General features: G+C 70.4%; 20 protein-coding genes and 1 pseudogene. 1 reads left to right on the top strand and 20 read right to left on the bottom strand.

The features are described 5' to 3' along the window. Positions 1 to 120: 120 nt before the first annotated feature. From IE198_RS20085 to IE198_RS20110, 6 genes are all read right to left on the bottom strand, one after another. Positions 121 to 2,865 carry a fumarate reductase/succinate dehydrogenase flavoprotein subunit gene (locus IE198_RS20085; RefSeq protein ID WP_189888516.1) on the bottom strand — a complete coding sequence of 915 codons (2,745 nt, stop codon included), beginning with the start codon at positions 2,863 to 2,865 and terminating at the stop codon, positions 121 to 123. 12 nt (positions 2,866 to 2,877) lie between these two features. Next, positions 2,878 to 3,633 (bottom strand): ABC transporter ATP-binding protein, encoded by a 756-nt coding sequence (locus tag IE198_RS20090; protein WP_189888518.1) that lies wholly within the window; start codon positions 3,631 to 3,633, stop codon positions 2,878 to 2,880. After that, a complete protein-coding gene (locus tag IE198_RS20095; RefSeq protein WP_189888520.1) occupies positions 3,630 to 4,526 on the bottom strand; it encodes an ABC transporter permease in 897 nt (298 codons plus the stop codon). The genes IE198_RS20090 and IE198_RS20095 overlap by 4 nt, the downstream gene beginning before the upstream one ends. After that, positions 4,523 to 5,875 carry an ABC transporter substrate-binding protein gene (locus IE198_RS20100; protein ID WP_189888522.1) on the bottom strand — a complete coding sequence of 451 codons (1,353 nt, stop codon included), beginning with the start codon at positions 5,873 to 5,875 and terminating at the stop codon, positions 4,523 to 4,525. The genes IE198_RS20095 and IE198_RS20100 overlap by 4 nt, the downstream gene beginning before the upstream one ends. A gap of 14 nt (positions 5,876 to 5,889) precedes the next feature. Further along, the gene (locus IE198_RS20105; protein ID WP_125741086.1) at positions 5,890 to 6,117 is read right to left on the bottom strand and encodes a 4Fe-4S dicluster domain-containing protein; all 228 of its coding nucleotides are present in this window, start codon (positions 6,115 to 6,117) and stop codon (positions 5,890 to 5,892) included. Positions 6,118 to 6,184: 67 nt separating this feature from the next. Further along, on the bottom strand, positions 6,185 to 6,952 hold the full coding sequence (locus IE198_RS20110; RefSeq protein WP_189888524.1) for a GntR family transcriptional regulator: 768 nt from the start codon (positions 6,950 to 6,952) through the stop codon (positions 6,185 to 6,187). Positions 6,953 to 7,219: 267 nt separating this feature from the next. Between IE198_RS20110 and IE198_RS35345 the strand changes: the two are divergent. Next, a pseudogene (locus IE198_RS35345) lies at positions 7,220 to 7,742 on the top strand (cupin domain-containing protein); the annotation flags it as partial. A gap of 530 nt (positions 7,743 to 8,272) precedes the next feature. On the opposite strand, the gene IE198_RS20120 reads toward IE198_RS35345, so the two are convergent. From IE198_RS20120 to IE198_RS20180, 14 genes are all read right to left on the bottom strand, one after another. Further along, positions 8,273 to 9,199, bottom strand: a complete 927-nt coding sequence (locus tag IE198_RS20120; protein ID WP_189888526.1) for an ABC transporter permease — start codon at positions 9,197 to 9,199, stop codon at positions 8,273 to 8,275. Further along, on the bottom strand, positions 9,186 to 9,983 hold the full coding sequence (locus IE198_RS20125) for an ABC transporter ATP-binding protein (RefSeq protein WP_189888527.1): 798 nt from the start codon (positions 9,981 to 9,983) through the stop codon (positions 9,186 to 9,188). The genes IE198_RS20120 and IE198_RS20125 overlap by 14 nt, the downstream gene beginning before the upstream one ends. A gap of 38 nt (positions 9,984 to 10,021) precedes the next feature. Then, positions 10,022 to 11,128, bottom strand: coding sequence for an aliphatic sulfonate ABC transporter substrate-binding protein (locus IE198_RS20130; RefSeq protein ID WP_189888529.1), 1,107 nt, complete (start codon positions 11,126 to 11,128; stop codon positions 10,022 to 10,024). Positions 11,129 to 11,354: 226 nt separating this feature from the next. Beyond that, the gene (locus IE198_RS36625) at positions 11,355 to 11,456 is read right to left on the bottom strand and encodes a putative leader peptide (protein ID WP_373299906.1); all 102 of its coding nucleotides are present in this window, start codon (positions 11,454 to 11,456) and stop codon (positions 11,355 to 11,357) included. Between the two features lie 139 nt (positions 11,457 to 11,595). After that, entirely contained in the window at positions 11,596 to 12,054 is a 459-nt protein-coding gene (locus IE198_RS20135) for an RrF2 family transcriptional regulator (RefSeq protein WP_189888531.1), read from the bottom strand. A gap of 91 nt (positions 12,055 to 12,145) precedes the next feature. Next, positions 12,146 to 13,054, bottom strand: coding sequence for a TauD/TfdA dioxygenase family protein (locus IE198_RS20140; protein WP_189888533.1), 909 nt, complete (start codon positions 13,052 to 13,054; stop codon positions 12,146 to 12,148). A 41-nt stretch (positions 13,055 to 13,095) separates the two neighbouring features. After that, on the bottom strand, positions 13,096 to 13,464 hold the full coding sequence (locus tag IE198_RS20145; protein WP_189888535.1) for a 4Fe-4S dicluster domain-containing protein: 369 nt from the start codon (positions 13,462 to 13,464) through the stop codon (positions 13,096 to 13,098). Next, positions 13,461 to 15,083 carry an FAD-dependent oxidoreductase gene (locus IE198_RS20150; RefSeq protein ID WP_189888537.1) on the bottom strand — a complete coding sequence of 541 codons (1,623 nt, stop codon included), beginning with the start codon at positions 15,081 to 15,083 and terminating at the stop codon, positions 13,461 to 13,463. The genes IE198_RS20145 and IE198_RS20150 overlap by 4 nt, the downstream gene beginning before the upstream one ends. Next, positions 15,080 to 16,435 carry an LLM class flavin-dependent oxidoreductase gene (locus tag IE198_RS20155; RefSeq protein WP_189888539.1) on the bottom strand — a complete coding sequence of 452 codons (1,356 nt, stop codon included), beginning with the start codon at positions 16,433 to 16,435 and terminating at the stop codon, positions 15,080 to 15,082. The genes IE198_RS20150 and IE198_RS20155 overlap by 4 nt, the downstream gene beginning before the upstream one ends. Before the next feature lie 68 nt (positions 16,436 to 16,503). Further along, a complete protein-coding gene (locus IE198_RS20160) occupies positions 16,504 to 17,454 on the bottom strand; it encodes an ABC transporter permease (RefSeq protein WP_189888541.1) in 951 nt (316 codons plus the stop codon). Continuing rightward, positions 17,451 to 18,287 carry an ABC transporter ATP-binding protein gene (locus tag IE198_RS20165; RefSeq protein WP_189888543.1) on the bottom strand — a complete coding sequence of 279 codons (837 nt, stop codon included), beginning with the start codon at positions 18,285 to 18,287 and terminating at the stop codon, positions 17,451 to 17,453. The genes IE198_RS20160 and IE198_RS20165 overlap by 4 nt, the downstream gene beginning before the upstream one ends. Before the next feature lie 4 nt (positions 18,288 to 18,291). Then, positions 18,292 to 19,335, bottom strand: coding sequence for an ABC transporter substrate-binding protein (locus IE198_RS20170; RefSeq protein ID WP_189888545.1), 1,044 nt, complete (start codon positions 19,333 to 19,335; stop codon positions 18,292 to 18,294). Between the two features lie 233 nt (positions 19,336 to 19,568). Next, positions 19,569 to 19,658, bottom strand: coding sequence for a putative leader peptide (locus IE198_RS36630; RefSeq protein WP_189888648.1), 90 nt, complete (start codon positions 19,656 to 19,658; stop codon positions 19,569 to 19,571). Between the two features lie 170 nt (positions 19,659 to 19,828). Then, a complete protein-coding gene (locus IE198_RS20180; protein WP_189888546.1) occupies positions 19,829 to 21,058 on the bottom strand; it encodes an acyl-CoA dehydrogenase family protein in 1,230 nt (409 codons plus the stop codon). Positions 21,059 to 21,061: the final 3 nt, after the last annotated feature.

Below are 21,061 nucleotides of genomic sequence, written 5' to 3' on the forward strand. Positions count from 1 at the left end.
TCTTCGAGGTGCGAGCGGGATCGCGGTGCGAACGGGCCCTGGCCGCCCGGGCCGGGGCGCCCCATGCCCTGGCCCGCGTGGTGGACATGGCGTCGGCCGTCGCCGTCGGAACCGCGGTGGTCAGGAGACCGCGCGGGACGCGTAGGCGCGGATGTCGGCGTCGGGATCGGTGGTGGCCGCTGCGAGGGCGGTGCGGGCTTCGGCGTCGGCGCGGTGGGGGAGGAGGGAGAGGACGGCGGCCTTGCGGACATCCGCGTTGGGGTCGGCCAGGGCCTTGGCGAGTGCGGGAACCGCCTGCGCGGTCGTGGCCGCCCGGAGGGCGGTCGCGGCGCCGGCTCGGACCTGCCATGCGGGATCGTCGAGGGCGGCCGCGGCCGGCGCGGCGTAGTGGGGCGGGCAGCCGGTGGCGGCCAGCGCGGCCAGCGCGGCGGCACGGACGAGAACGTCGGTGTCATCCAGCAGCGGGTCGAGCGGTGCCGGGGCCGGGGCGTGCACAGCCGCAAGGCCGCGGGCCACCGCGACCCGGACCTCGCGGGCCGGGTCGGTGGCGGCCACCACCAGTTCCGGGACCGCGTCCACCGAGACCAGCGCCCGGACGGCGGTGATGCGGACCTCGATGTCGCTGTCGGCGAGCGCGGCGGCGTACACCCCGGCATCGCCCAGCCGCAGGGCACGCAGCACGTCGAGCGCAGCAGCCCGGACGACGGGGTCGGCGTGGCGCAGCGCCTCCCGCAGCCCCGAACCCAAATCGGCCTCGGCGGGCAGCACTTCGACCAACTCACGCAGGGCCGCCGCGGCGGCCGCCCGAACCTGCGGTGCGGTGTCACTCAGGCGCTCGGCGAGCGCGGGTCCGGCGCCGGCCGGTACCGTCTCGCCGAGGGCGGCCACCGCGGCTGCTCGCACCGCCGGGTCGGCATCCGCGAGGTAGGGGCGGAGCGTCTCGAGGTCGGGGGAATCCTCGGCGAGGGAGAGCAGGCGGAGGAGCGAGGGGCTGGGCGCGGAGATGTCGAGGGCCTCGGCCGAGGCCGGAGCCGCCGCGGACGCTGCCGGGTGGGCGGCCGGGGCAGCGTCCCGCGGGCCGGCCATGGCCACTGGCAACAGAGTGACCTCGCCGAGGTGCCGTTCCGGCCCCCGAGCCGGAGCGAACTCCGGCACCGGGACCGCGTACGGCTCCACCGGTCGAGCGGTGAACTCCATCGCACCTGAGGGCGACTTGCGCAGGTCCAGGTGGTGCAGCCAGCCCGCGTCGTCCTGCTCCGGGTGGTCCAGCCGCTCGTGGTAGAGACCCCAACGGGACTCCGTCCGGGCCAGTGAGGCCCTGGCAGCCATCTCCGCGCAGTCCCGGATGAAGGTGACCTCCGCGCACCGCATCAGTTCGTGCGGTGTCCGCGCCCCCATCCCGGCGATCTCCCCCGACATCCGTGTGAACGCCTCCACTGCCAGGGACAGCTTCGCACCCGTCTTCGGCGGTGCCACGTAGTCGTTGACGAACCGCCGCAGCTTGTACTCCACCTGCGGCTGCGGCGGTCCGTCCGGGTTGGCCAGTGGCCGGTAGACGAGGCGGTGGGCGGCGACCAGCTGGTCGCGGGGCAGTTCTCCCTCGTAGGCCCGGTAGCGCGCGGCGTCCTCACCGGCCAGGTCGCCGAAGACGAACGCGCCGATCATGTAGTTGTGCGGTACGCAGGCCAGGTCGCCGGCCGCGTACAGCCGGGGCACGGTGGTGCGGGCGTGCGCGTCGACGCGCACGCCGGAGGCGGAGTGCCCGCCGCAGAGCCCGATCTCCGAGATGTGCATCTCGACGTCGTGGCTGCGGTAGTCGTGGCCGCGGCCCTCGTGGAACGTGCCGCGGGTGGGCCGCTCCGTCGTGTGCAGGATCGCTTCGACAGCGGTGATGGTCTCTTCGGGCAGGTGGCTGAGCTTGAGGTACACGGGGCCTCGGTCGGAGGCGAGTTCCGCCGCGAACTCGGCCATCATCTGACCGGACCAGTAGTCCGACTCCACGAACCGCTCGCCGTGACGGTTCACCTGGTATCCGCCGAACGGGTTCGCGACGTACGCGCACGCCGGCCCGTTGTAGTCCTTGATCAACGGGTTGATCTGGAAGCACTCGATCCCGGTGAGCGCGGCCCCTGCGTGGTAGGCCATGGCATAGCCGTCGCCCGCGTTCGTGGGGTTCTCGTACGTTCCGTAGAGGTAGCCCGAGGCGGGCAGACCGAGCCGGCCGCACGCCCCGGTGGCCAGGATCACCGCGCCCGCCCGGACGGTGACGAACGCGCCGGTGCGGGTGTTGAACCCGGCCGCGCCGATGGCCCGGCCATCGTCGGGGTGGGTGAGAACCCGGACAGGCATGATCCGGTTCTCGATGCGGATCCGCTGTCGCATCTCGCGTCGCCGCAACTGCCGGTAGAGGACCTTCTTGACGTCCTTGCCCTCCGGCATCGGCAGCACGTACGAGCCCGACCTGTGCACTTGGCGGACGGCGTACTCGCCGTGCTCGTCCTTCTCGAACTTCACCCCGTAGGACTCCAGGCGCTGGACCATGTCGAAGCCGCGGGTCGCGGTCTGCCGGACGGTGGACTGGTCGACGATGCCGTCGTTGGCGCGGGTGATCTCGGCGACGTAGTCGTCGGGTTCGGCCCGGCCCGGGATGATCGCGTTGTTGACCCCGTCCATGCCCATGGCGAGGGCGCCGGAGTGCCTCACGTGCGCCTTCTCCAGCAGGAGTACCTGCGCGCCGCGTCCGGCGGCGGTCAGCGCGGCCATGGTGCCGGCGGTGCCGCCACCGATGACGAGGACGTCGCAGGACAGTTCGGTCGCGTCGGTGAGGGCCGGGACGGTCAGCGGGGTGTCCACCAGGGTGTCCACGGGAAGTGCCTTTCAGAGGGATTCGAGTATGCGGCGGCGCAGCTCGGCGGTGCCGGGGGCGTGCCGCCCGTCGCGGTCACGCGGGTGTGGTACGTCCAAGACCTGCCCGGAGGCCGGCAGGGCGACCCGGTCGCCGAGGTAGAGGGCCTCGTCCACGTCGTGGGTGACGAAGACGACGGTCGCGCCGGTGCCTTGCAGGATGTCCACCAGCAGGTCCTGCATCCCGGCGCGGGTGTGCGCGTCGAGTGCGCCGAAGGGTTCGTCCATCAGCACCGCCCGGGGCCGGCCGGCCAGGGCACGGGCGAGTTGGACACGCTGTCGCTGCCCTCCTGACAGTTGGTGCGGGAGCTTGTGGGCATGCCCGGCCAGACCGACCCGGTCCAGCCAGTCGGCCGCCGACCGCCGCCGCCGGGCCCGGGGGACCCGGCGGATCGCAAGCGGCAGTTCGACGTTGGCTCGGACGGTCCGCCAGGGCAGCAGGGCGTCGTGCTGGAAGACCAGCGCCCGGTCGGCGGCGGGCCGGCCGACCGGCTCACCGTCCTGGGTGACCCGCCCGTCCAGCGGAGGCAGCAGGCCGGCGAGGGTGCGCAGGAGAGTGGACTTCCCACAGCCGGAGGGCCCGACCACGGCAAGCAGTTCCCCCGGCGCGATCCGCAGCGCGACCCTGCCCGGGACGGCAGCGCCGTCCGCGTGACCGAGCAGTACGTCGTGCAGGGCGAGTTCGGCGCCCATCGGTGCGGGTACGGCGGGCAGGGTTGCGGTGTTCATGGGACCGGCTCCTTCCGGGGAACGGCGGTACGGTCCGCGCCGCGGCCGGAGGGATCGGCGCCGGTGTTCGCGGGCGTGCGGCCGGGCCTTCGAAGCGACGGACGCGGTGTTTCGGCGGCTCCTCGCGCGGCGGGGCGGGGCAGCCAGGAGGTGGCGCGACGGCCCAGCAGTTCCACCGCGGTCGAGGTGAGCCATCCCAGGGCCCCGATGGTGGCCATGCCGACGAACACCGCCGGGTAGTCGACGATCGTGTAGTCCTGCCAGGTGCGGTAGCCCACCCCGTACTCGCCGGAGATCATCTCCGCGGAGATCACGCAGATCCACGAGACGCCGATGCCTACGGACAGGCCGCCGAAGATGCCCGGCAGGGCGCCCGGCAGCACCACGGAGAACAGCACCCGCAGTCGGCCTGCGCCCATGGTGAGCACGGCCTCTTCCCAGATCGGGGTGAGCGCCCGGACCGCGTGCCGCGTCGACACCACCACCGGGAAGAAGGCGGCGGTGCAGGTGATGAACACGATGCCCTGCTCGTTGGTGGGCAGCAGCAGGATGGCGACCGGAACCAGGGCGATGGCTGGCACGGGCCGCACCACCTCCACCAGCGGGCCGAGCAGGTCGGCGGCCCACCGGGACCGGGCGATGGCCGTGCCGGTCGCCACCCCCAGCACCGCGGCCAGCAGAAACCCCAGCACGATCCGGCGCAGACTGTGGCCCAGGTCCTGCCAGTACGGACCGGTGCCGACCCGGTCGGCGAAGGCGGAGGCCACCTCACCGACTGTGGGGAACTGCTCGAATCGCAGCCACACGTTGACGTCCAGGGAGGTCAGCAGCTGCCACGCCCCGAGGGCCGCGGCCAACGAGGCCACGCGGAGCAGCCGACGGCCCACGCTCATGACGCCAGTCTCACAGCGTCTGCGTAGCGGATGATCCGGGCTCCGGCGTTCCGTCCGGTGAACTTCTCGGCACTTGCCCGGGTGACGAAGGCGCGCAGCTCGGCGCCGTCCGCCACCCATACCGCCTTGTCCGCGAACCACAGGGTGCCGGTCAGCGCGTCCGGCACGTAGGCGGCCCGCACGTCGGCAGCCTTGGCGGCCTTCAGCAGTTCCTTGGGACTGTCGAACGTGCGGGTAGTGGTCCGGCCCTTCAGCCACAGTTCGGGCTTGGGGGTGCTCGCCTTGGGGTGGGCGGGAGCCCGCACGGCCCGCTTCAGCGGCGCCGGGTCGACGAAGGCGTCAACGTCGACGTCACGCACCAGCCCGGCGGCCTTCAGCACCGGCACGTCCGCCTTGAGAGCGGCGATCAGCTCCGGGCGGAGCTCCGGGTCGAAGGTGGCGATGCCGTTGGCGCCGTTGTAGAGGTAGACCACCTCGGCCGGCAGACCGGTCTGCGCGGCCACCGACTCGGCGGCGGCGACCGGCTGGGCGCGCAGGTAGTCGGTGGCCCGGCGCTGCGCCCTGAGGAAGTCGTCGAGGACCCCGGCCCGTTCCTCGGCGAATTTCTCCCGGACCGTGACACCGTGGAAGGTCGGCAGGTTCAGTTCTGCCCCGTCGTACAGAGCGGTGGCCCGGCCCTCGAAGGCCAGCTTGCCGGGCCAGGCGACGAACTGGGACAGCGCGTCGGCGTTGCCCGCGGTCAGGGCCGAAGCACCCACGCTGGGCTGCTGGTTGAGCTTCTGGATGCCCTTGTCCGGGTCGATGCCGGCCCGCTGCAGCGCCCGGACCAGGGTGCCGTCGGCGGCCGAGCCGACGCTGGTGGACACCTTCTTGCCGCGTAGGTCGGCCAGTGACCGCAGAGGCGAACCGGGTGCGGTGACGACCGTGTTCAAGCCGCCGCGGAGGTTGTATCCGGTGACCGCGACCAGCCGGGTCGGCTGCCCCAGCTGCTTGCCGCGGGCCGCGTTGATCAGCAGAGGGAAGTCGCCCATCGAACCGATGTCGATCTTCCCTGCGGTCATCTGGGCGGTGATCGGGGCGCCGGTCGCGTAGTCCTGCCACTCGACCTTGTAGGTGATGCCGTCCTTCTTCCCGCGGGCAGCGAGCTCCTCCTCGAAGTAGCCGAGGGAGCGCAGCAGGGTACCGGCGGTGACGGTGTTGATGGTCTTGGACTGATAGCCGACGCTCACGGTGACGGTCCTCGCGCCGGAGTCGCCGTCGGCGCCGGCCGTGGTGCCGCAGGCGGTGGCCGGCGGGAGGATCAGGGCGAGCGGGAGGAGCGGCAGGAGGGGGATTCTCTTGCGGGGCATGAGGGTTGGGCCTTTCACCGGAGCAGGTAGGGCATGTTGACGGTGACTGCGCCGGTGGGACACCGGGCCGCGCACGGGCCGCAGTACCAGCACTCGTCCACGTGCATGTACGCCTTGCCGTTGTCCTCGCGGATCGCGAGCGAATCGAGCGGACACATGTCGACGCAGAGCGTGCAGCCGTCGATGCACTTCGACTCGTCGATGGTCACGGGCACGTCGGCGCGTTGCGGAACGAGAGGCATGGTTGGTCTCCAAGAGGCGCGGCAGGGCCGGAACAGCGGGGATCGGAAGGGAGGGGGAGCTCAGGGATCAGAGGGAGCGGTGCAGCACGCCGCTCATGGTGATGCGGTCGCCGCGGAACCGGATGAACTCCAGGTCCACCGGCCGCCCGTCGGGCAGACAGGTCAGTCGTTCCAGCATCAGTACGGCGGCCCCGCGCGGGGTCTGGAGTACCGCGGCGCAGTGCGCGTCGGCGTTGACGGCTTCCAGGGTGATCTCGGCATGGCCCAGCGGGCCGCCGGTCAGTGACTCCAGGAGCCGGAACACGTCGGTGTTCTCCAGGTCGCAGCCGAGCAGTTCGGCGCCCACGTCCATGGGCAGGTAGGACAGGTCCAGGGAGAGCGGCAGTCCGTTCAGACGGCGCAGCCGCTCGAGACACAGCACGTCGGTGTGCTCGGGCAGGCCCAGCCGGTGCGCCACCGGGCCGGGGGCGGTCACCGGCCCGACAGTACGGACCTCGTTGGTGACCCGACCGTGCTCGTGCAGGGTCTCGGCCAGGCCCTGGAGGCGGTCCAGCCCGTGCTGGTACTTCTCGCAGACCACCACGGTGCCGACGCCCGGCTGCCGGTTGACGAGTTGTTCGTCGCGCAGCAGGTCCAGGGCCTGCCGGACGGTGTTGCGGCTGGCCCGGTAGTCGGCGGCGATGATGTCCTCGAGGGGCAGGATCCCGCCGGGGAAGCTCCCCGCCAGGATCTGGTGCCGCAGCAGGTCCGCGAGGTGCCGGGCCCGGTCCGCACGCAGCCGCCGGCGGCGCGCGGCGGCTACCGGGAGGGTGGCGGGGGCGGGTTCGGCTGGCATGAGAGGGAACGTACAAGGAGAACCGCTCCGATGGTGTTGCCGCAGTATTGCGCCACCTGACGCCCCCTGAGCACCCGTCTGACCTGCGGTTTCATCGGCAGAGCGCCGACATCCGCCACTCTGTCGCCCATAACGTGGACTCCGCGTGCCCACGATGCGGTCGGTGACCTGCCATCGCACACCGCCGGTGGAGTCCTGGCGCCGGACCGACTCGCCCGCCGTCACACCCTGAGAAGCGGTTGCCCCGGCGCGGACCGCGCTGTACTCATGGGGCCTGACCGACACCGTCCGGCACCTGTGGCGGAGGGTCCCCATGGACCTCCTCCGTTGCGCGGGCTGCGTGTGTCGTCCGAATTCGTGTGTCGTACGGCCGCGGACGCCGACTGCGTCGCCGCGCTCCCGCTCGACCCCGAAGGCCGTACCCGGGTACGCCTCGATGGCACAGGTGGCAGCGAGGCATGGCTCATCAGCCGGCCGCCCGGCACGACCACGCCAAGTCGATCGGCGCCTTCACCACGGCGGCGGGCGAACCGACGGAGAACGCACTGGCGGCCACCGGGGGTGAAGGTCCCAGGAGCTGACCGAAGGGGTCGACCGCCGACGGAGGTTGCCACCCGGTGAGGGCAGGACCTTCGGCGCCACCACGTGCCCGAAGTGCTCAACGAGTCCCGTACCGAGCACGCCGTCGCCGTCCACGCCTGCTGCCCGCCCCTTCCGCTGATGCGCCGCTCCAGCCGTACCGGGGGGGGTGCTCCGGCCCGAGCAGGCCGAGAGGCCGGAGGATTGGCGGCGAGCGGAGCATTGTCCATCGACGAGCACCTGGTGCGGGTCCGCGGCGGGCTCGACCGCGTCGACGCGCAGGAGGCGTACGCGCGGCCGGCGACGGGGCACTGCCGGTCGACATCCGGTATGCCCAACTGAGCGAGCCCGACGGGCCGATACCCGGCGCCCTCGTGATGGAACGCAACGAACTGGAGTTGCGGCTGGACCCACAGGGCTCCCACCGTGTCCCGCGGGCCACGACGTGCTGCGGATCGAGTGGTGATCTGCAAAGAGGGCTACGCCTCGAGCCGGCCGCGGCGTCGCTGCACCAGCCGGTCAGCACCGCGTGACGATCTGGTCGGAGGCTTACAGGCGTGGCGCGGGGCGGGCCTGGCCTGCCCGTCAGTGAACCGCAGGACGTGCGGGTGGGTCCCCTCCGCGCACGACAGCACCGGCTCCGCCGTGGGGTGATTCCTCCGCGGGGCCGGTGCCGTGCGCCGGGTGTACTGGTGGGTGGCCGGATGGGCGCGCGCATCCGTGTCGGTCGGGACCTTTCGTTCAGCGGGTGACCAGCAGGCCACGGCTGCGCAGCACCCGCCGCTCCAGCGGGCTGAAGATCAGCAGATCGATGGCGATCCCGACGAGCAGGATCAGGAAGATGGCCAGGAACACCTGCGCCATGCTGGCGTTGTTCCGTCCGTTCTCCAGCAACTGGCCAAGGCCGACGCCCAGATCGGGCGAGGAGGCGATGATCTCGGCGGCCATCAGTGACCGCCAGGAGAACGCCCAGCCCTGCTTCAGTCCGGCGAGGTAGCCGGGGAGCGCGCCCGGCATCACGATGTGCCAGGCCTCGCGCAGTCCGGTCGCGCCCAGCGTCCGCCCGGCTCGCAGGAACAGGGGTGGGATCTGGTCGATGCCCGCGACGAGGCCGTTGGCGATGGACGGGACTGCGCCGAGCAGGATCACGGCGTACATCATCGAGTCGTTCAGGCCCAGCCAGATCACGGCCGGCGGCACCCAGGCCACGGACGGCAGCGACTGGAGGCCGGCCAGGATGGGGCCGATGGCCGCCCGGACGAACCTCACCCGGGCGACCAGCAGGCCGAGCGGCGTACCGATGGCGAGCGCCATCAGGAAGCCGAGCAGGCCGCGCGACACGGATGTCCAGATGTAGTCGAGAAGGGTGCCCTGGAGCCAGGCGTCGATGACCTCGTCCCATACCGCGGACGGCGAGGGAAGTTTGTAGTCGGGTGCCGCCCCGGCCCCCACCAGTAGTTGCCAGACCACCAGCACCAGTGCGATGGCGGTGATGGGCGGCAGTGCCTTGCGTACCAGGGTCTCGCGCAGCGGCGTACGGGCGGCCTGTACCGATTCCAGTGCGTCGAGCCCTGCCTCCAGCCCCGCCAGATCGTGCGTGTCCTGGGGCTCCCCGGCCGCCGACGAGCCGTCCCCCTTGGCGTCGACGCCGGTGTCAGTGCTGGCCATGACGGCGGATCTCCCTACGCAGTTCTTCGGTGATCTCGACGGACAGCTCGGCGACCGCGCTGTCCTCGATACGGCGCGGTTGCGGAATGCCGACGTTCCACTCCCGGGCGAGACGGCCCGGCCGCGAGGACAGCAGCACCACCCGCTGCGCCAGCTTCACTGCCTCCCGCACGTTGTGCGTGACGAACAGCACCGACAGTCCCGTCTCCCGCCAGATGCGGGTCAGTTCGTCGTGCAGGACGTCACGGGTGATCGCGTCCAGTGCGGCGAACGGCTCGTCCATCAGCAACAGCCGGCTGTCCTGGGCGAGCGCCCGAGCCAGTGCGACGCGCTGACGCATACCACCCGACAGTTCGTGCACCCGCTTGCGGTGCGCGCCTTGCAGCCGTACGAGTTCCAGCAGCCGTTCCGCCTCCTGCCGGCGCTCCGCTTTGGCGATGCCGCGCAGCTTCAGAGCGAGTTCGATGTTCTTGCCCGCGGTCAGCCATGGGAACAGCGCGTGCTCCTGGAACATCAGGGCGGGTCGGCCGTCCGTGTCGATCGACCCGGCGGAGGGCAGGTCCAGTCCCGCGAGCAGGTTGAGCAGGGTCGACTTACCGCAGCCGGAAGCCCCCAGGAGGGTGACGAACTCACCCGGAGCGACATCGAGCGTGATGTCGTCCAGCACGAGCTGCTGTCCGCCGGGCGTGCCGGGGGCGGGGAAGGACTTCGAGACATGCTCGATACGGGCGGCGTGCGTCACCGCCGTGGCGTCCGCGGCAGCCTTGGCGATCGTGGTGGCCATGGTCGTCACCTCCTGGGGACTCATCGGGTCGGTTGTCGTTACTGGGCGCCGAGACCGGCGTCGCCGACCTCGTTCTTGCCCTCGGCCTTGAGGACCTTGTTGAGCGGTGCGAGGTCGTAGATGCCCTTCAGGTCGGGCTTCTCCAGCAGACCGGCCTTGACCGCGTGCTCTGCTTCGGTGCTGAGGGTGGAGGCCAGCGGGTCGTCGAGGAAGGTGATGGACTTCCAGGCCGGGTCGATGACCTCGGCGGGCAGGGCCTTGCCCGACTCCTTCTTCAGCGCCGCGTTCGCGGAAGCCTTCGCCTTCTCCGGGTTGGCGTTGATCCACTCGTTGGTCTTCACCGAGCCCCGCAGCACGGCCTCGACGACGTCCGGGTGCTCCGTGAGGAACTTCTGCGACACGATGATGTTCGTGATCACGAACTTCTTGTCGGGCCACAGGTCGGCCTCGTCGAGGAGGACCTTCGCGCCCTCGGCGACCAGCTTGGACGCGGTCGGCTCCGGCACCCAGGCGCCGTCGATGGAACCGGCCTTGTAGGCGTCCGGGGCGATCTTGTTGTCCGTGCGGACCACGGAGACGTCGCCCTTGCCGCTCTCGGCGTCGACCTTCCATCCCTTCTCCGTGATCCAGTTGAGAAACGCGACGTCCTGGGTGTTGCCGAGTTGCGGCGTGGCGATCCTCTTGCCCTTGAGGTCGTCCAGGGACTTGATCCTGTCCGGGTTGACGACGAGCTTCACGCCGCCAGAGGCGGAACCGCTGATGATGCGCAGGTTCTTGCCGTTCGACTTGGTGTAGCCGTTGATGGAGGGCGAGGGGCCGATCCAGCCGATGTCGATGGAGCCGGCGTTCAGCGCCTCGATCTCGGAGGGGCCGGCGTTGAAGGTGGACGCCTCGATCGTGGTGCCGCCGAGCTCCTTCTGGAGCAGACCCTCCTGCACGCCCACCAGAGCGGTGGCGTGCGTGAGGTTGGGGAAGTAGCCGATCTTCACTTCGTCGGCGGACAGCTTCTTGGCGTCCGCCGCGACCTCGGTCTGCTTGCCGTCGTCAGTGGACTCGGAACCGTAGCCGCACGCGGTGAGCAGGAGGGGGAGTGCGGCTATGACGGCGATGGTGCGCAGGGCGGTGAGCGGTCTTGCGGCAGACACGACGGTGTCCTCTCAGGGGATGGTGAGCGGGGAGGTACGGAGATGCGAGGCGTACGGCTTCTCGGCACGCACCACACTCCCCTCCTCGGCGTCGGCGGCAGGCATGCTGTCGCGGGCCGAGAAGTGGAACGTGGGGGGCGTAGTCGGCCGAGGGTGTCCGATCCGCCGACCGAGGTGGGACGGCGGGGAGGCGGCGCTGGTTTTGAGCGAGGCAGGTTCGGCGGCGTCAGAGGGGCCGACAGATGGCACTGGACGTACGGCCGAGGTCGATGTGACGACGCGAGGTCAGCAGGGGCAGCGACCGGGCTGTGCGGTCGAACGTTCCCATGGCCACCCCCGTAGATCCCTAGTTTTCCTACCTGATTGCTAGGGATCGTGGCAGAAGGTGGCGCCCACCCCAAGGGGTGTTTCACATGGCGGACGTCGTCATCTCACTTTTTGGGATGGGTGGTGCTTGGCCCAACGTGTCAGGGGTTGACCCAGGCGCTGGGGGCGTTGGTCAATGCCGATACATCGGCGGGCAGTTGGGCCGAAGCGACGTCGGCGAGCGACACGCCCTCGAGGATCTCGCGCACGTTGGATCGCAACGCGATCCACAGGGGGAGCAGCGACTCGGCGGGGCCGGTGTAGGACAGCTCCGGGGGGCGCACGCCCCGCACCGACACCAGCGGTCCGTCCACGACGCGGATGACGTCGGCGATGCTGATGGACTCGGCGGGCTTGGCCAGCCGGTAGCCGCCGCTGCCGCCGCGCTGGCTGAGCACGAGGCCGCCCCGGCGCATGTCGTTCAGGATGCTTTCGAGGAATTTATGCGGAATGTCCTGAGCGTCGGCGATGGCCTCGGCTTTCAGTGGCCCGTCATCCCGTGACGCGGCGAGCTGCAACGCGGCACGTACCGCGTAGTCCGCCCTGGCTGAGATCCGCATGTGCACATTATCCCGTACGGCTTCGGTCGGTGTCCGTTGCGGGGGGCGGGGGGCCGCCCGGCAGCTGTTGCTGCCCGGCGGCCCCGGGGGCTCAGGCCGCGGCGGGTGTGTAGTGGGAGGCGTCGTCGCCCTCGACGACGTGACTGAGGGTGCCGTCGACACCGGCGGGGACGTCGCCCGCGACGGTCACCCGGTGCAGCAGGCGCGGCAGGTCGCCGTAGTCGTCCGGGGCGTAGTGCTGGGTGATGCGGTTGTCGAAGAGGACGAGATCGCCCGGCGTCCAGGCCACCCGCACGATGTTCTCGGGGCGGGTGACGTACGACTGGAAGATGCGCAGCAGATCCCGCGAGTCGGAGGGGCCGAGGCCGACGATGCTCTGGGCGAAGCCGCCGATGAACAGCCCGCGCTCCCCGGTCTCGGGGTGGACGCGGACGACAGGGTGGGCGGTGCGGTACTTCCGGGAGACGAACCGCCTGCGGTGCTCGGCCGCCTTCTCGTTCTTCGGGGCGGCGTGGGCGGCGTAGTCGAAGTCGTTCGTGTGCACCGCCCAGAGCTTGTCGGCCAGCTCGCGCAGCGGCGCGGGCAGGTCCCGGTAGGCGGCGGCCGTGTTGGCGATGAGGGTGTTGCCGCCGTACGGCGGGACCACGAGGCTGCGCAGCGTGGACGCCTTCGGGGGCGTACGGACGAAGGTGACGTCGGTGTGCCAGTGGTTGGCGCGGATGCCCTCGTCCCCGTCGACGGGCAGGATGTGGGGCCGGCCGTCGACGGAAGGCACCGTGGGGTGCGCGGTGGTGAGCTCGCCGAAGAGGGAGACGAAGCGGAGCTGGGCCGCGTCGTCGAGGTTCTGGTCCCGGAAGACCAGCGCCTTGTGTTCCAGGAGCGCGGAGTTGATCTCGGTGACGACGGCGGGGTCGAGGTCGGCGGAGAGGTCCACACCGAGGAGCTCGGCGCCGATACGGCCGCCGATCCTGCGGATGTCGAGGCCGGTGCTGGTGGTCATGTGCGGGTGTTCCCTTCAGGAGGTGATCAGCGGGAAGGTCGTCAGGAGGTGATGGGCGGGGAGGTTCCCTTGGACCCGGGTGGTCCGAGGGAAGGGCCGACGGCACGTAGCGCGCCGGGGGTGCGGCCCCGTCCCCAGCCGATGTGCCGGCGGTAGCTGCCGAGCAGGCCGGCACGGTCCAGGTGCTCCTCGTCCCGGGCGGTGGAGTCGTCGGACAGCGGGCGGGTCAGGGGTGCGACGTACAGCGCGTCGGCCGGGCAGTTGGCCTCGCACTGGAAGCAGGTCTGGCAGTCGTCGCGGCGGGCGAGCACGGGGATGCCGTCCTCCCCGCGGTCGAAGACGTTGGTCGGGCAGACCTTGATGCACTTGTCGCAGGTGATGCAGCGTTCCGCCGAGACCAGTTCGATCACGAGGCCACCTCCAGTGGTGCGGCCGGTGCCGTCGATGCGGTTGGCGCCGTGGTCAGGGGCTCGGGGCGGGTCCACACCTGGTCGAGGCCCCCTGTGACGATGCGGTGGTGCTGCTGGGGGTCCTGTGCCGGGTGGTCGAGCCGTTTGGCCATGCCGCGGGTCTCGGTGCGGGCCAGCGCCGAGGCGTACATCCAGCGGGCGTGGGCCGCCATCGCCGCCGCCTGCCTGGCGCGCACGGTGTCTTGGCCCCTGGCGTGCAGGGAGGCGCGCGACTCCTCCCAGACGCTGTCGAGAACGTCCAGCGAGGCGGCGAGCCGGTCGCCGTGGCGCAGATAGTTCTTCTCGTACGGCAGCACTTCGCCCTGGACCGCGGTGACGACCTCGCGGAAGCCGTCGGCCGGACCGGGTGTCCCGGTGGGCCGGAGCCCGGCTCCGCCCGCGGCCATCAGGCGCCTCGTACCGGGGCGGTGGCCGAGGGAGCGGGCGTGGCGGGCCGCGCCCCGGCCGGCCCAGGTGCCGGAGGAGATGGCCCAGGCGGCGTTGTGGCTGCCGCCGCCGGTGAAGCCGCCGCAGATCAGCTCACGAGTCGCCGCATCCCCGGCCGCGTACAGTCCGGGAACGCTGGTGGAGCAGTCGTCGCCGGTGAGGCGGATGCCGCCGGTGCCGCGTACGGTGCCCTCGGCGAGGAGCGTGACGGCGAAGCGCTGGGTGAAGGGGTCGATGCCGAGCCGGTCGAAGGTGAGGAAGAAGTTCGGCTGGGCCAGCCGCATCGCCTGCCGGGCAGCAGCGCCCGCCCGGTCCAGGCGGCAGTACACCTTCTCGTCGAGCAGCGCCCGCGCGATGACGGACCGGCCGCCCTGGGCGGCCGCTCCCTCCAGGACCGTGCCGTCCTCGCGGTAGAAGGTTGCGAAGGAGTAGAACGCGGTCTTGGTGACGGAGGTGCCCTCGGGTGCGATGCCGTACGCGTTGGAGAACTCCATCCCGGACAGGTCCGCGCCCACCTCGGCGGCGAACAGCGCGCCGTCGCCGGTGTTGACGTTGCAGCCGAGCGCGCCGCTGAGGAACGCGCAGCCGCCGGTGGCCAGAACGACCGCCCCGGCGCGTATCCGGTAGGGCTGCCCGGCCTGTCGCCGGTGGCCCCTGGCCCCGGCGACCGCTCCGGAGGGGTCGGTGAGCAGTTCGGTGACCGGGCTGTGGTCGAGGATGCGGGCCCCGGCCCGCTGGACCCGGATGCGCATCCTGCGCATGTACTCCGGTCCCTGCAGTCCGTTCCTGAGCTGCTTTCCGTCCGGCCCTGTGGGGAAGGGGTAGCGGCCGGCCGCCGCCAGTTCGTTCATGCCCGCGTACGTCCGGTCCAGGACCCGGGTCATCCAGCGCCGGTCGGCCAGGAATCCGCCCAGTGCCTCCCTGCTCGCCATGGCCGCCTCCCGCGCGGCGGGCTCCGGGGGGACGTACCAGACGCCGGTTCCGGCGGAGGCGGTGGCGCCGCTGGTGCCGCAGTAGCCCTTGTCGGCGAGAACCACGTCCGCTCCGTCCTGGGCCGCCTTGAGCGCCGCCCATGTGGCCGCGGGGCCGCCGCCGACCACCAGGACGTCCGTGGTGAGATCCATGCCGGTCATGCGGGCCGCCCTTGTGCTGAGGCCGCCGTGGCCAGCCGGTTGGCGGGGCGGGCCAGGCCGTAGTTCTCGCGCAGGGTGTGGCCGGTGTACTCGGTGCGGAAGAGGCCGCGCCGCTGCAGGATCGGCACGACGTGGTCGACGAAATCCTCCAGGCCGCCGGGCAGATGGGGCGGCATGATGTTGAAGCCGTCGGCGGCACCCTGGGTGAACCACTCCTCGAGCTGGTCGGCTGTCTGCTCGGGGGTGCCGGCGAAGACGCGGTGGCCGCGGCCTGCGCCGAGGCGGGCGATGAGCTCGCGCAGGGTGAGGCCGTCGCGGCGGGCGAGTTCGGCGACGAGTGTGAAGCGGCTCTTGTTGCCGTTGATGTCCCGTTCATCGGGCAGTTCGGGCAGCGGTCCGTCCGGCGGCAGTCCGGTCAGATCGATGCCGAGCATCCCGGAGAGCTGGGCGAGTCCGTACTCGGGCACCTGGAGGTCCGTCAACTCCTGTGCCAAGGCGCGCGCTTCGGCCTCTGTCGACCCGATGACGGGGGCTATGCCGGGCAGTACCAGCAGCTCGTCCTCGGTGCGGCCGTAGCGGGCGAGCCGTGACTTGAGGTCCTTGTAGAAGGCTTGGCCGTCGGTGAGGGTTTGCTGGGCGGTGAAGACGGCCTCGGCGTACTGGGCGGCGAACTCCTTGCCGTCCTCCGACGAACCGGCCTGCACCAGCAGGGGGTATCCCTGCGGGGTGCGCGGTACGTTCAGCGGGCCCTGCACCCCGAAGTGCTCCCCGCGGTGGTTGATCTCCCTCACCTTGTCGGTGTCGGCGTAGACGCCGCGCTCGCGGTCGAGCAGGATCGCGTCGTCCTCCCAGCTGTCCCACAGCTTGGTGGCGACCTCGACGAACTCCCGTGCCCGCTCGTAGCGCAGGCCGTGCTCCAGATGCTCCTCCTGCCCGAAGTTGCGGGCCTCGTTCACGGTGCCGGAAGTGACGATGTTCCAGCCGGCCCTGCCACCGCTGATGTGGTCCAGGGAGGCGAACTTTCGGGCGGTGTGGAACGGCTCGTTGAAGGTGGTGGACACGGTGGCGATCAGGCCGACGTGTTCGGTGACCGCCGCCAGCGCGGACAGCAGGGTGAGCGGTTCGAAGCCACCGAGCGCGTTGTACCGGACCTTGCCCCACAGGGCGAGGCCGTCGGCGAGGAAGACCGAGTCGAGCAGGCCGCGCTCGGCGGTCCGCGCGAGCTGCTGGAAGTAGCGCAGATCAGTGACCCGTTCGGGCTGGGTGCGGGGGTGGCGCCAGGCGGCGTCGTGGTGGCCGGCGTTCATCAGGAAGGCGTTGAGGTGCAGCCGGCGGGGGCTGGTCGCGATCATGAGGTTCCTCGGATCAAGGGCAGCGAGACGATCGGGAGAGGGAAGAGCGGGATGAGAGGGCGGCTGGGTCAGCCGCCGACCGGTAGGCGCCAGGAGCTGAGCCGCCGCTCGACGACGACCAGGAGCTGGTTGAAGGTCACGCCGATGGCGGAGATCGTGATGATGCCCGCGTACATCTGCGGGATCGCGAAGTTGTACTGCGAGGCGTTGATCAGATAGCCGAGTCCCGCCTTGGCGCCGATCATCTCGGCGGCGACCAGCACCAGGATGGACACCGCTCCCGCCAGCCGGATACCGGTGAACATCACCGGCACCGAGGAGGGCAGGATGACCTTCTGGAACAGCCGGGGCGCGGACAGGTCCATCGACTTCGCCAGCTTCAGCAGCGTCGGGTCGACGTTGCGGACCGCGCTGATGGTGTTGAGCAGGATCGGCCAGGTGCACGCGTACACCACGATGGAGATCTTCGAGGTCTCGCCGATGCCCAGCAGCAGTACGAACACCGGCAGCAGGGCCAGGGCGGCGGTGTTGCGGAACACCTCAAGGAGCGGGCCGAGGAGGTCGGCGACCGGCCGGTACCAGCCGATCAGCAGGCCGAGGGGCACGGCGAAGGCCACGGCGAGACCGAATCCGCTGAACGAGCGGACCAGGCTGGCGCCCGCGTTGTCGGCGAGCTGACCGTCGGCGGCCAGCACCCACCAGGCGCGGGCGACCTCACTGAACGGCGGCAGGAAGGTCCGGTCGACCAGGCCGAGTCGCGGTGCGGTCTCCCACAGCAGCAGCAGAGCCACGATCGCAACGGACTTGGTCGCTCCTTTGACCAGCAGGTGCGGCAGTCGGCGGGCCGCCCGGCGGGCCCGGGCCGCCGTGGAGGGGACGGGGCGCACCCCCGCCGGCGATGCGTCATGTGGCGGGGACGCCGCGGACGTAGCAGAGGAAGGGGCCGGGACGGGCTCGGCGGCGCTCACCGGGACCGGTGCCGTGGTCTTCTCGGTGGCCATGCCGGTTGTGGGGCTCATACGGAAGCCTCCTCCTTCTCCAACTGCTGGGCCCTGGCCACCTCGTCGTGCAGCAGCGACCAGATCTCGTGCCGGTGCCGCGCGAACTCGGGACTGGAGCGGAGGTCGTCCGTCGCCGTACGGGAGTCGAAGGCGACCGGCACGATCTGCTTGATGCGGCCCGGCCTTGATGTCATGACGGCGACGCGCTGTCCCAGGTAGACGGCCTCGTCGATGCTGTGCGTGATGAAGACGACGGTCTTGCCTGTGCGCTGCCAGATACGCAGCAGTTCGTCCTGCAGCGACTCCCGGGTCTGGGCGTCCAGCGCGGCGAACGGCTCGTCCATGAGCAGGACATCGGGGTCGTAGGCGAGGCTGCGGGCGATCGCCACCCGCTGTCGCATCCCTCCGGACAGCTCATGTGGATGGCGCTCCTGGAACCCGGACAGACCGACCAGGTCCAGGAACTCCCTGGCCCGTGCGGCCCGTTGACGTCGCGGGACGCCGGTGGCCTCCAGGCCGAACTCGACATTGGCCTGCGCCGTGCGCCACGGCAGCAGCGCGTACTGCTGGAACACGATGCCGCGGTCCAGGCCCGGGCCGGTGACGGGTTCGCCGTCCAACAGGATCCGTCCGCCGGTGGGGTGGGCGAGGCCACCGAGCAGATCCAGCAGTGTCGACTTTCCGCAGCCGCTGGGACCGACCAGGACGATGAACTCGCCGTCCGCAATCTCCAGATCGATGCCGTCGAGGGCGGTGAACCGGGTTGCCCGTCGAGCCCCTGTCCGGTCCTTGACGCTGAAGTCCTTCCGTACGTCCTGGAACTGAATCCTGGGTGCGGTGGAATCGGGCATGGGATCAGCTCCCGCTCTTCGCCGCGGAGGAGGACGTGTTGTTGCCGTTGAACTCATTGGTGTAGAGGTCCGACAACGTGACCTGGCCCTTCTTGATGTCATCGCGGTCGGCCAGCCAGTCGATCCACAGCTGGAGTTCCTTGCCGGTGATCAGGCCCGCCTTCTCGGCGACGCCGTAGGACCGCCAGTACTTCAAAGGTGCGGTGTCCTCGTTGCGGCCGCGCTTCTTCACGATGTCCGTCATCCGGGCGATGACCTCTTCGTGCGGCGTGGAACGGGACCACTCGATGGCCCGTCCCACGCCGGTGACGAAGATCCGGGCTGTGTCCGGGTTCTGCTTCAGGAAGCGGTCCGTCATCACATAGGTGCCTGCGCTGAATGTGCCGAGTAGTTCATGGTCGGTGAACAACGGGCGGATTCCCCCGGCTGCCAGTGCCTTGTCGCGCAGAATGCCGCCGAGCACGGCCACGTCGATCTGTTTCTGCCGCAATGTCTGCTCGGTGTTGACCGGTGGAAGCACGAGTGGCTCGACTTTGCCGATATCCGCTCGGGACAGGCCGCCTCGCTGCAGATAGAGGTCGAGCATGGCTTCGGAGTGGGCTCCGAGTGTGTTCATCCCGACCTTCTTGCCGATCAGGTCCCTGGCCGAACGGATGGGGCTGTCCTCGAGGACGTAGAAGCCGTTGTAGGCGTACTTGTCCGCTCCGTAGTAGCTGATGACGGCCTTGACGGGGGCGTTGTTCGCTGCGAGTTTGACCACCGCGCCGTTGAACGCTCCGCCGAAGTCGACCTGGCCCGTGGCCGCGGACTGGATGTCCTGCGGTCCGCTGATGGTGTTGCCGACCCACTTCAGCTTCACGTCCTCCAGATAGCCGAGATCCTCGGCCAGTTCCGGAAGGGTCACCTGACCCGTCCAGCCCTGGTACCGGAGCGTCTTGGTCTGGCCATTACCGGAAGTGGCTCCGGCGGTCGTGCCGCAGCTCACGGCCACCGCAGAAAGGCCGAGCAGGAAGAGGAACTGGCGTCGGGTCGATGCACTAGTGGCCATGGAGAAGGTCCTGTTCACGCGGATGGGGACGGGGGCGGGATCGATGGCATGAAGAAGCCGTGACCGAGTGGGGTGCTCGGCAATTGGGTGCAAGCAAGGCGGACACCGAATGGGGAAGGACCCACCAGAAATGCCTGCCAGAAATGCCTGCCAGGAATCAGCCGTCCATGCCGAAAACGGTCGTGGTGGACGACTGTGAAAATGGAGCGGGAGAGGGGCGCCCGTCAGCGCATTCAGCGGCCGACGGCACAGATGGCGCTGGCCTGGCGTCGCAGATCGACGTGCAGGCGCGCGGCGAGGTTCTCGGACTTGCTCACATTCATGAGAGTTGCAGCGAAATCCGGCCAAGTCAATGCAGCCTGCGCGGACATCTCATATTCTGAACCGCTCGACATGTGGGTGAAGTGCCGCGTTCACAATTGCCTGGATGCCGGGGCGCATGCGAATTCTGCTCGTGCCGAGCCGGCCGGGAAATGCGCGCGGCATCGCACGGTCAGACGGGCAGGACGAACGGAGGGTGCGCACCGTTGAGGAAGTAGTCCCCGACTTCGCGGAGCCGGTGGGTGACGGGCTCGTACAAGGTGTGGGTCCGGGCATTGCGCCAGAAGCGGTCGAAGCCCAGTTGCGAGGACGCGGAGCGGGTGCCGATGATGTCGAGGGCGCGGGCGGTCGACTCCTGCACAGCCCTGGAGGCTGCGGCTTCGGCCATGGCCACGAGGACCGAGATCTCCGCGTACTCGTCGTAGGTGAGGTCTTCGCCTCGTGCCAGTCCGCCGTGCACGGCTTCCCGCGCTTGATCGGCGAGCGCGGACGCGGAGCGGGTCAGGACGGTGAGTTCGCCGTAGACGGTCAGCGCCTGCGGGTCCTGGGCGGAGCCGACCGGCCAGGCGGGGTGCCAGGGTGAGCGGCCCGCCCTGCTGTACTCACGGGCCTCGGCGAGCACTCCCTCAGCCATGCCGAGACGGAGCTGGACGGAGAGAAGACGCCCGATCGGCGATGCCAGCGCAGTCAGGGGCGACAGGACGTCCTCATCCACGGACAGGGAGCCGAGTACGTCGTCGGCGGCGACCGGTACGCGGTCGAACTCCACGCTGCCGCCGGCCGCGAGGCGCTGGCCGAAAGTGTCGGCGTCACCGTCGATCCCCACGCCGTGACCTGTGGGATCGACGACGACGGCGAGTGGTTCGCCGGTGTCGGCCCGTACGGCCCGCACGGCGAGACGGTCGGCGACCAGGACCCCCGTGGCGTAAGTCTGCCGACCGTCGAGCGCGAAGCCGGCGGCCGTCTTGGTCAGCGTCAGAGGCAGTTCCTGAGGGGCAAAACCACCGCCCCAGCACCACTGCTCCATCGCGGACTTGTGCTGGAGCTGAGTGGCGGGAGAGGGCTCGGTGAAGAACCGGGCGCTCCACGACAGGAAGTAGTGACAGCCGAGCAGTTGACCGATCGCACCGTCGGCCGCGGCGATGTCCCGGACGACGGCGTACACCGTGGGCCAGTCCGCGCCGCCTCCTCCGAGTTCCGCGGGTACGAGGAGCGTCAGCAGTCCCGACTCGCGCAGCCGGGACACCTCGTCGAACGGGACCTTGCCTGCCTGTTCCCTGGCCACCGCGTCCGTGGCCAGGTCGTCCGCCACCTCCCGGGCCACGCGCAGCCAGTGCGCACGGCCGGGCCCGGTCCGGTCGCATTCCGAGACGGGGCCGGACGGCGCAGTGGCAACGCCCATGGT

This window comes from Streptomyces xantholiticus, from assembly GCF_014651015.1.
Taxonomy (GTDB): domain Bacteria; phylum Actinomycetota; class Actinomycetes; order Streptomycetales; family Streptomycetaceae; genus Streptomyces; species Streptomyces xantholiticus.

What these genes read in the sequence shown, in the direction of transcription:
- IE198_RS20090 (WP_189888518.1), bottom strand. Translation starts at nt 3,633, where the DNA reads ATGAACACCGCAACCCTGCCCGCCGTACCCGCACCGATGGGCGCCGAA.
- IE198_RS20095 (WP_189888520.1), bottom strand. Translation starts at nt 4,526, where the DNA reads ATGAGCGTGGGCCGTCGGCTGCTCCGCGTGGCCTCGTTGGCCGCGGCC.
- IE198_RS20100 (WP_189888522.1), bottom strand. Translation starts at nt 5,875, where the DNA reads ATGCCCCGCAAGAGAATCCCCCTCCTGCCGCTCCTCCCGCTCGCCCTG.
- IE198_RS20105 (WP_125741086.1), bottom strand. Translation starts at nt 6,117, where the DNA reads ATGCCTCTCGTTCCGCAACGCGCCGACGTGCCCGTGACCATCGACGAG.
- IE198_RS20110 (WP_189888524.1), bottom strand. Translation starts at nt 6,952, where the DNA reads ATGCCAGCCGAACCCGCCCCCGCCACCCTCCCGGTAGCCGCCGCGCGC.
- IE198_RS20120 (WP_189888526.1), bottom strand. Translation starts at nt 9,199, where the DNA reads ATGGCCAGCACTGACACCGGCGTCGACGCCAAGGGGGACGGCTCGTCG.
- IE198_RS20125 (WP_189888527.1), bottom strand. Translation starts at nt 9,983, where the DNA reads ATGGCCACCACGATCGCCAAGGCTGCCGCGGACGCCACGGCGGTGACG.
- IE198_RS36625 (WP_373299906.1), bottom strand. Translation starts at nt 11,456, where the DNA reads ATGGGAACGTTCGACCGCACAGCCCGGTCGCTGCCCCTGCTGACCTCG.
- IE198_RS20135 (WP_189888531.1), bottom strand. Translation starts at nt 12,054, where the DNA reads ATGCGGATCTCAGCCAGGGCGGACTACGCGGTACGTGCCGCGTTGCAG.
- IE198_RS20140 (WP_189888533.1), bottom strand. Translation starts at nt 13,054, where the DNA reads ATGACCACCAGCACCGGCCTCGACATCCGCAGGATCGGCGGCCGTATC.
- IE198_RS20150 (WP_189888537.1), bottom strand. Translation starts at nt 15,083, where the DNA reads ATGACCGGCATGGATCTCACCACGGACGTCCTGGTGGTCGGCGGCGGC.
- IE198_RS20155 (WP_189888539.1), bottom strand. Translation starts at nt 16,435, where the DNA reads ATGATCGCGACCAGCCCCCGCCGGCTGCACCTCAACGCCTTCCTGATG.
- IE198_RS20160 (WP_189888541.1), bottom strand. Translation starts at nt 17,454, where the DNA reads ATGAGCCCCACAACCGGCATGGCCACCGAGAAGACCACGGCACCGGTC.
- IE198_RS20165 (WP_189888543.1), bottom strand. Translation starts at nt 18,287, where the DNA reads ATGCCCGATTCCACCGCACCCAGGATTCAGTTCCAGGACGTACGGAAG.
- IE198_RS20170 (WP_189888545.1), bottom strand. Translation starts at nt 19,335, where the DNA reads ATGGCCACTAGTGCATCGACCCGACGCCAGTTCCTCTTCCTGCTCGGC.
- IE198_RS36630 (WP_189888648.1), bottom strand. Translation starts at nt 19,658, where the DNA reads ATGAATGTGAGCAAGTCCGAGAACCTCGCCGCGCGCCTGCACGTCGAT.
- IE198_RS20180 (WP_189888546.1), bottom strand. Translation starts at nt 21,058, where the DNA reads ATGGGCGTTGCCACTGCGCCGTCCGGCCCCGTCTCGGAATGCGACCGG.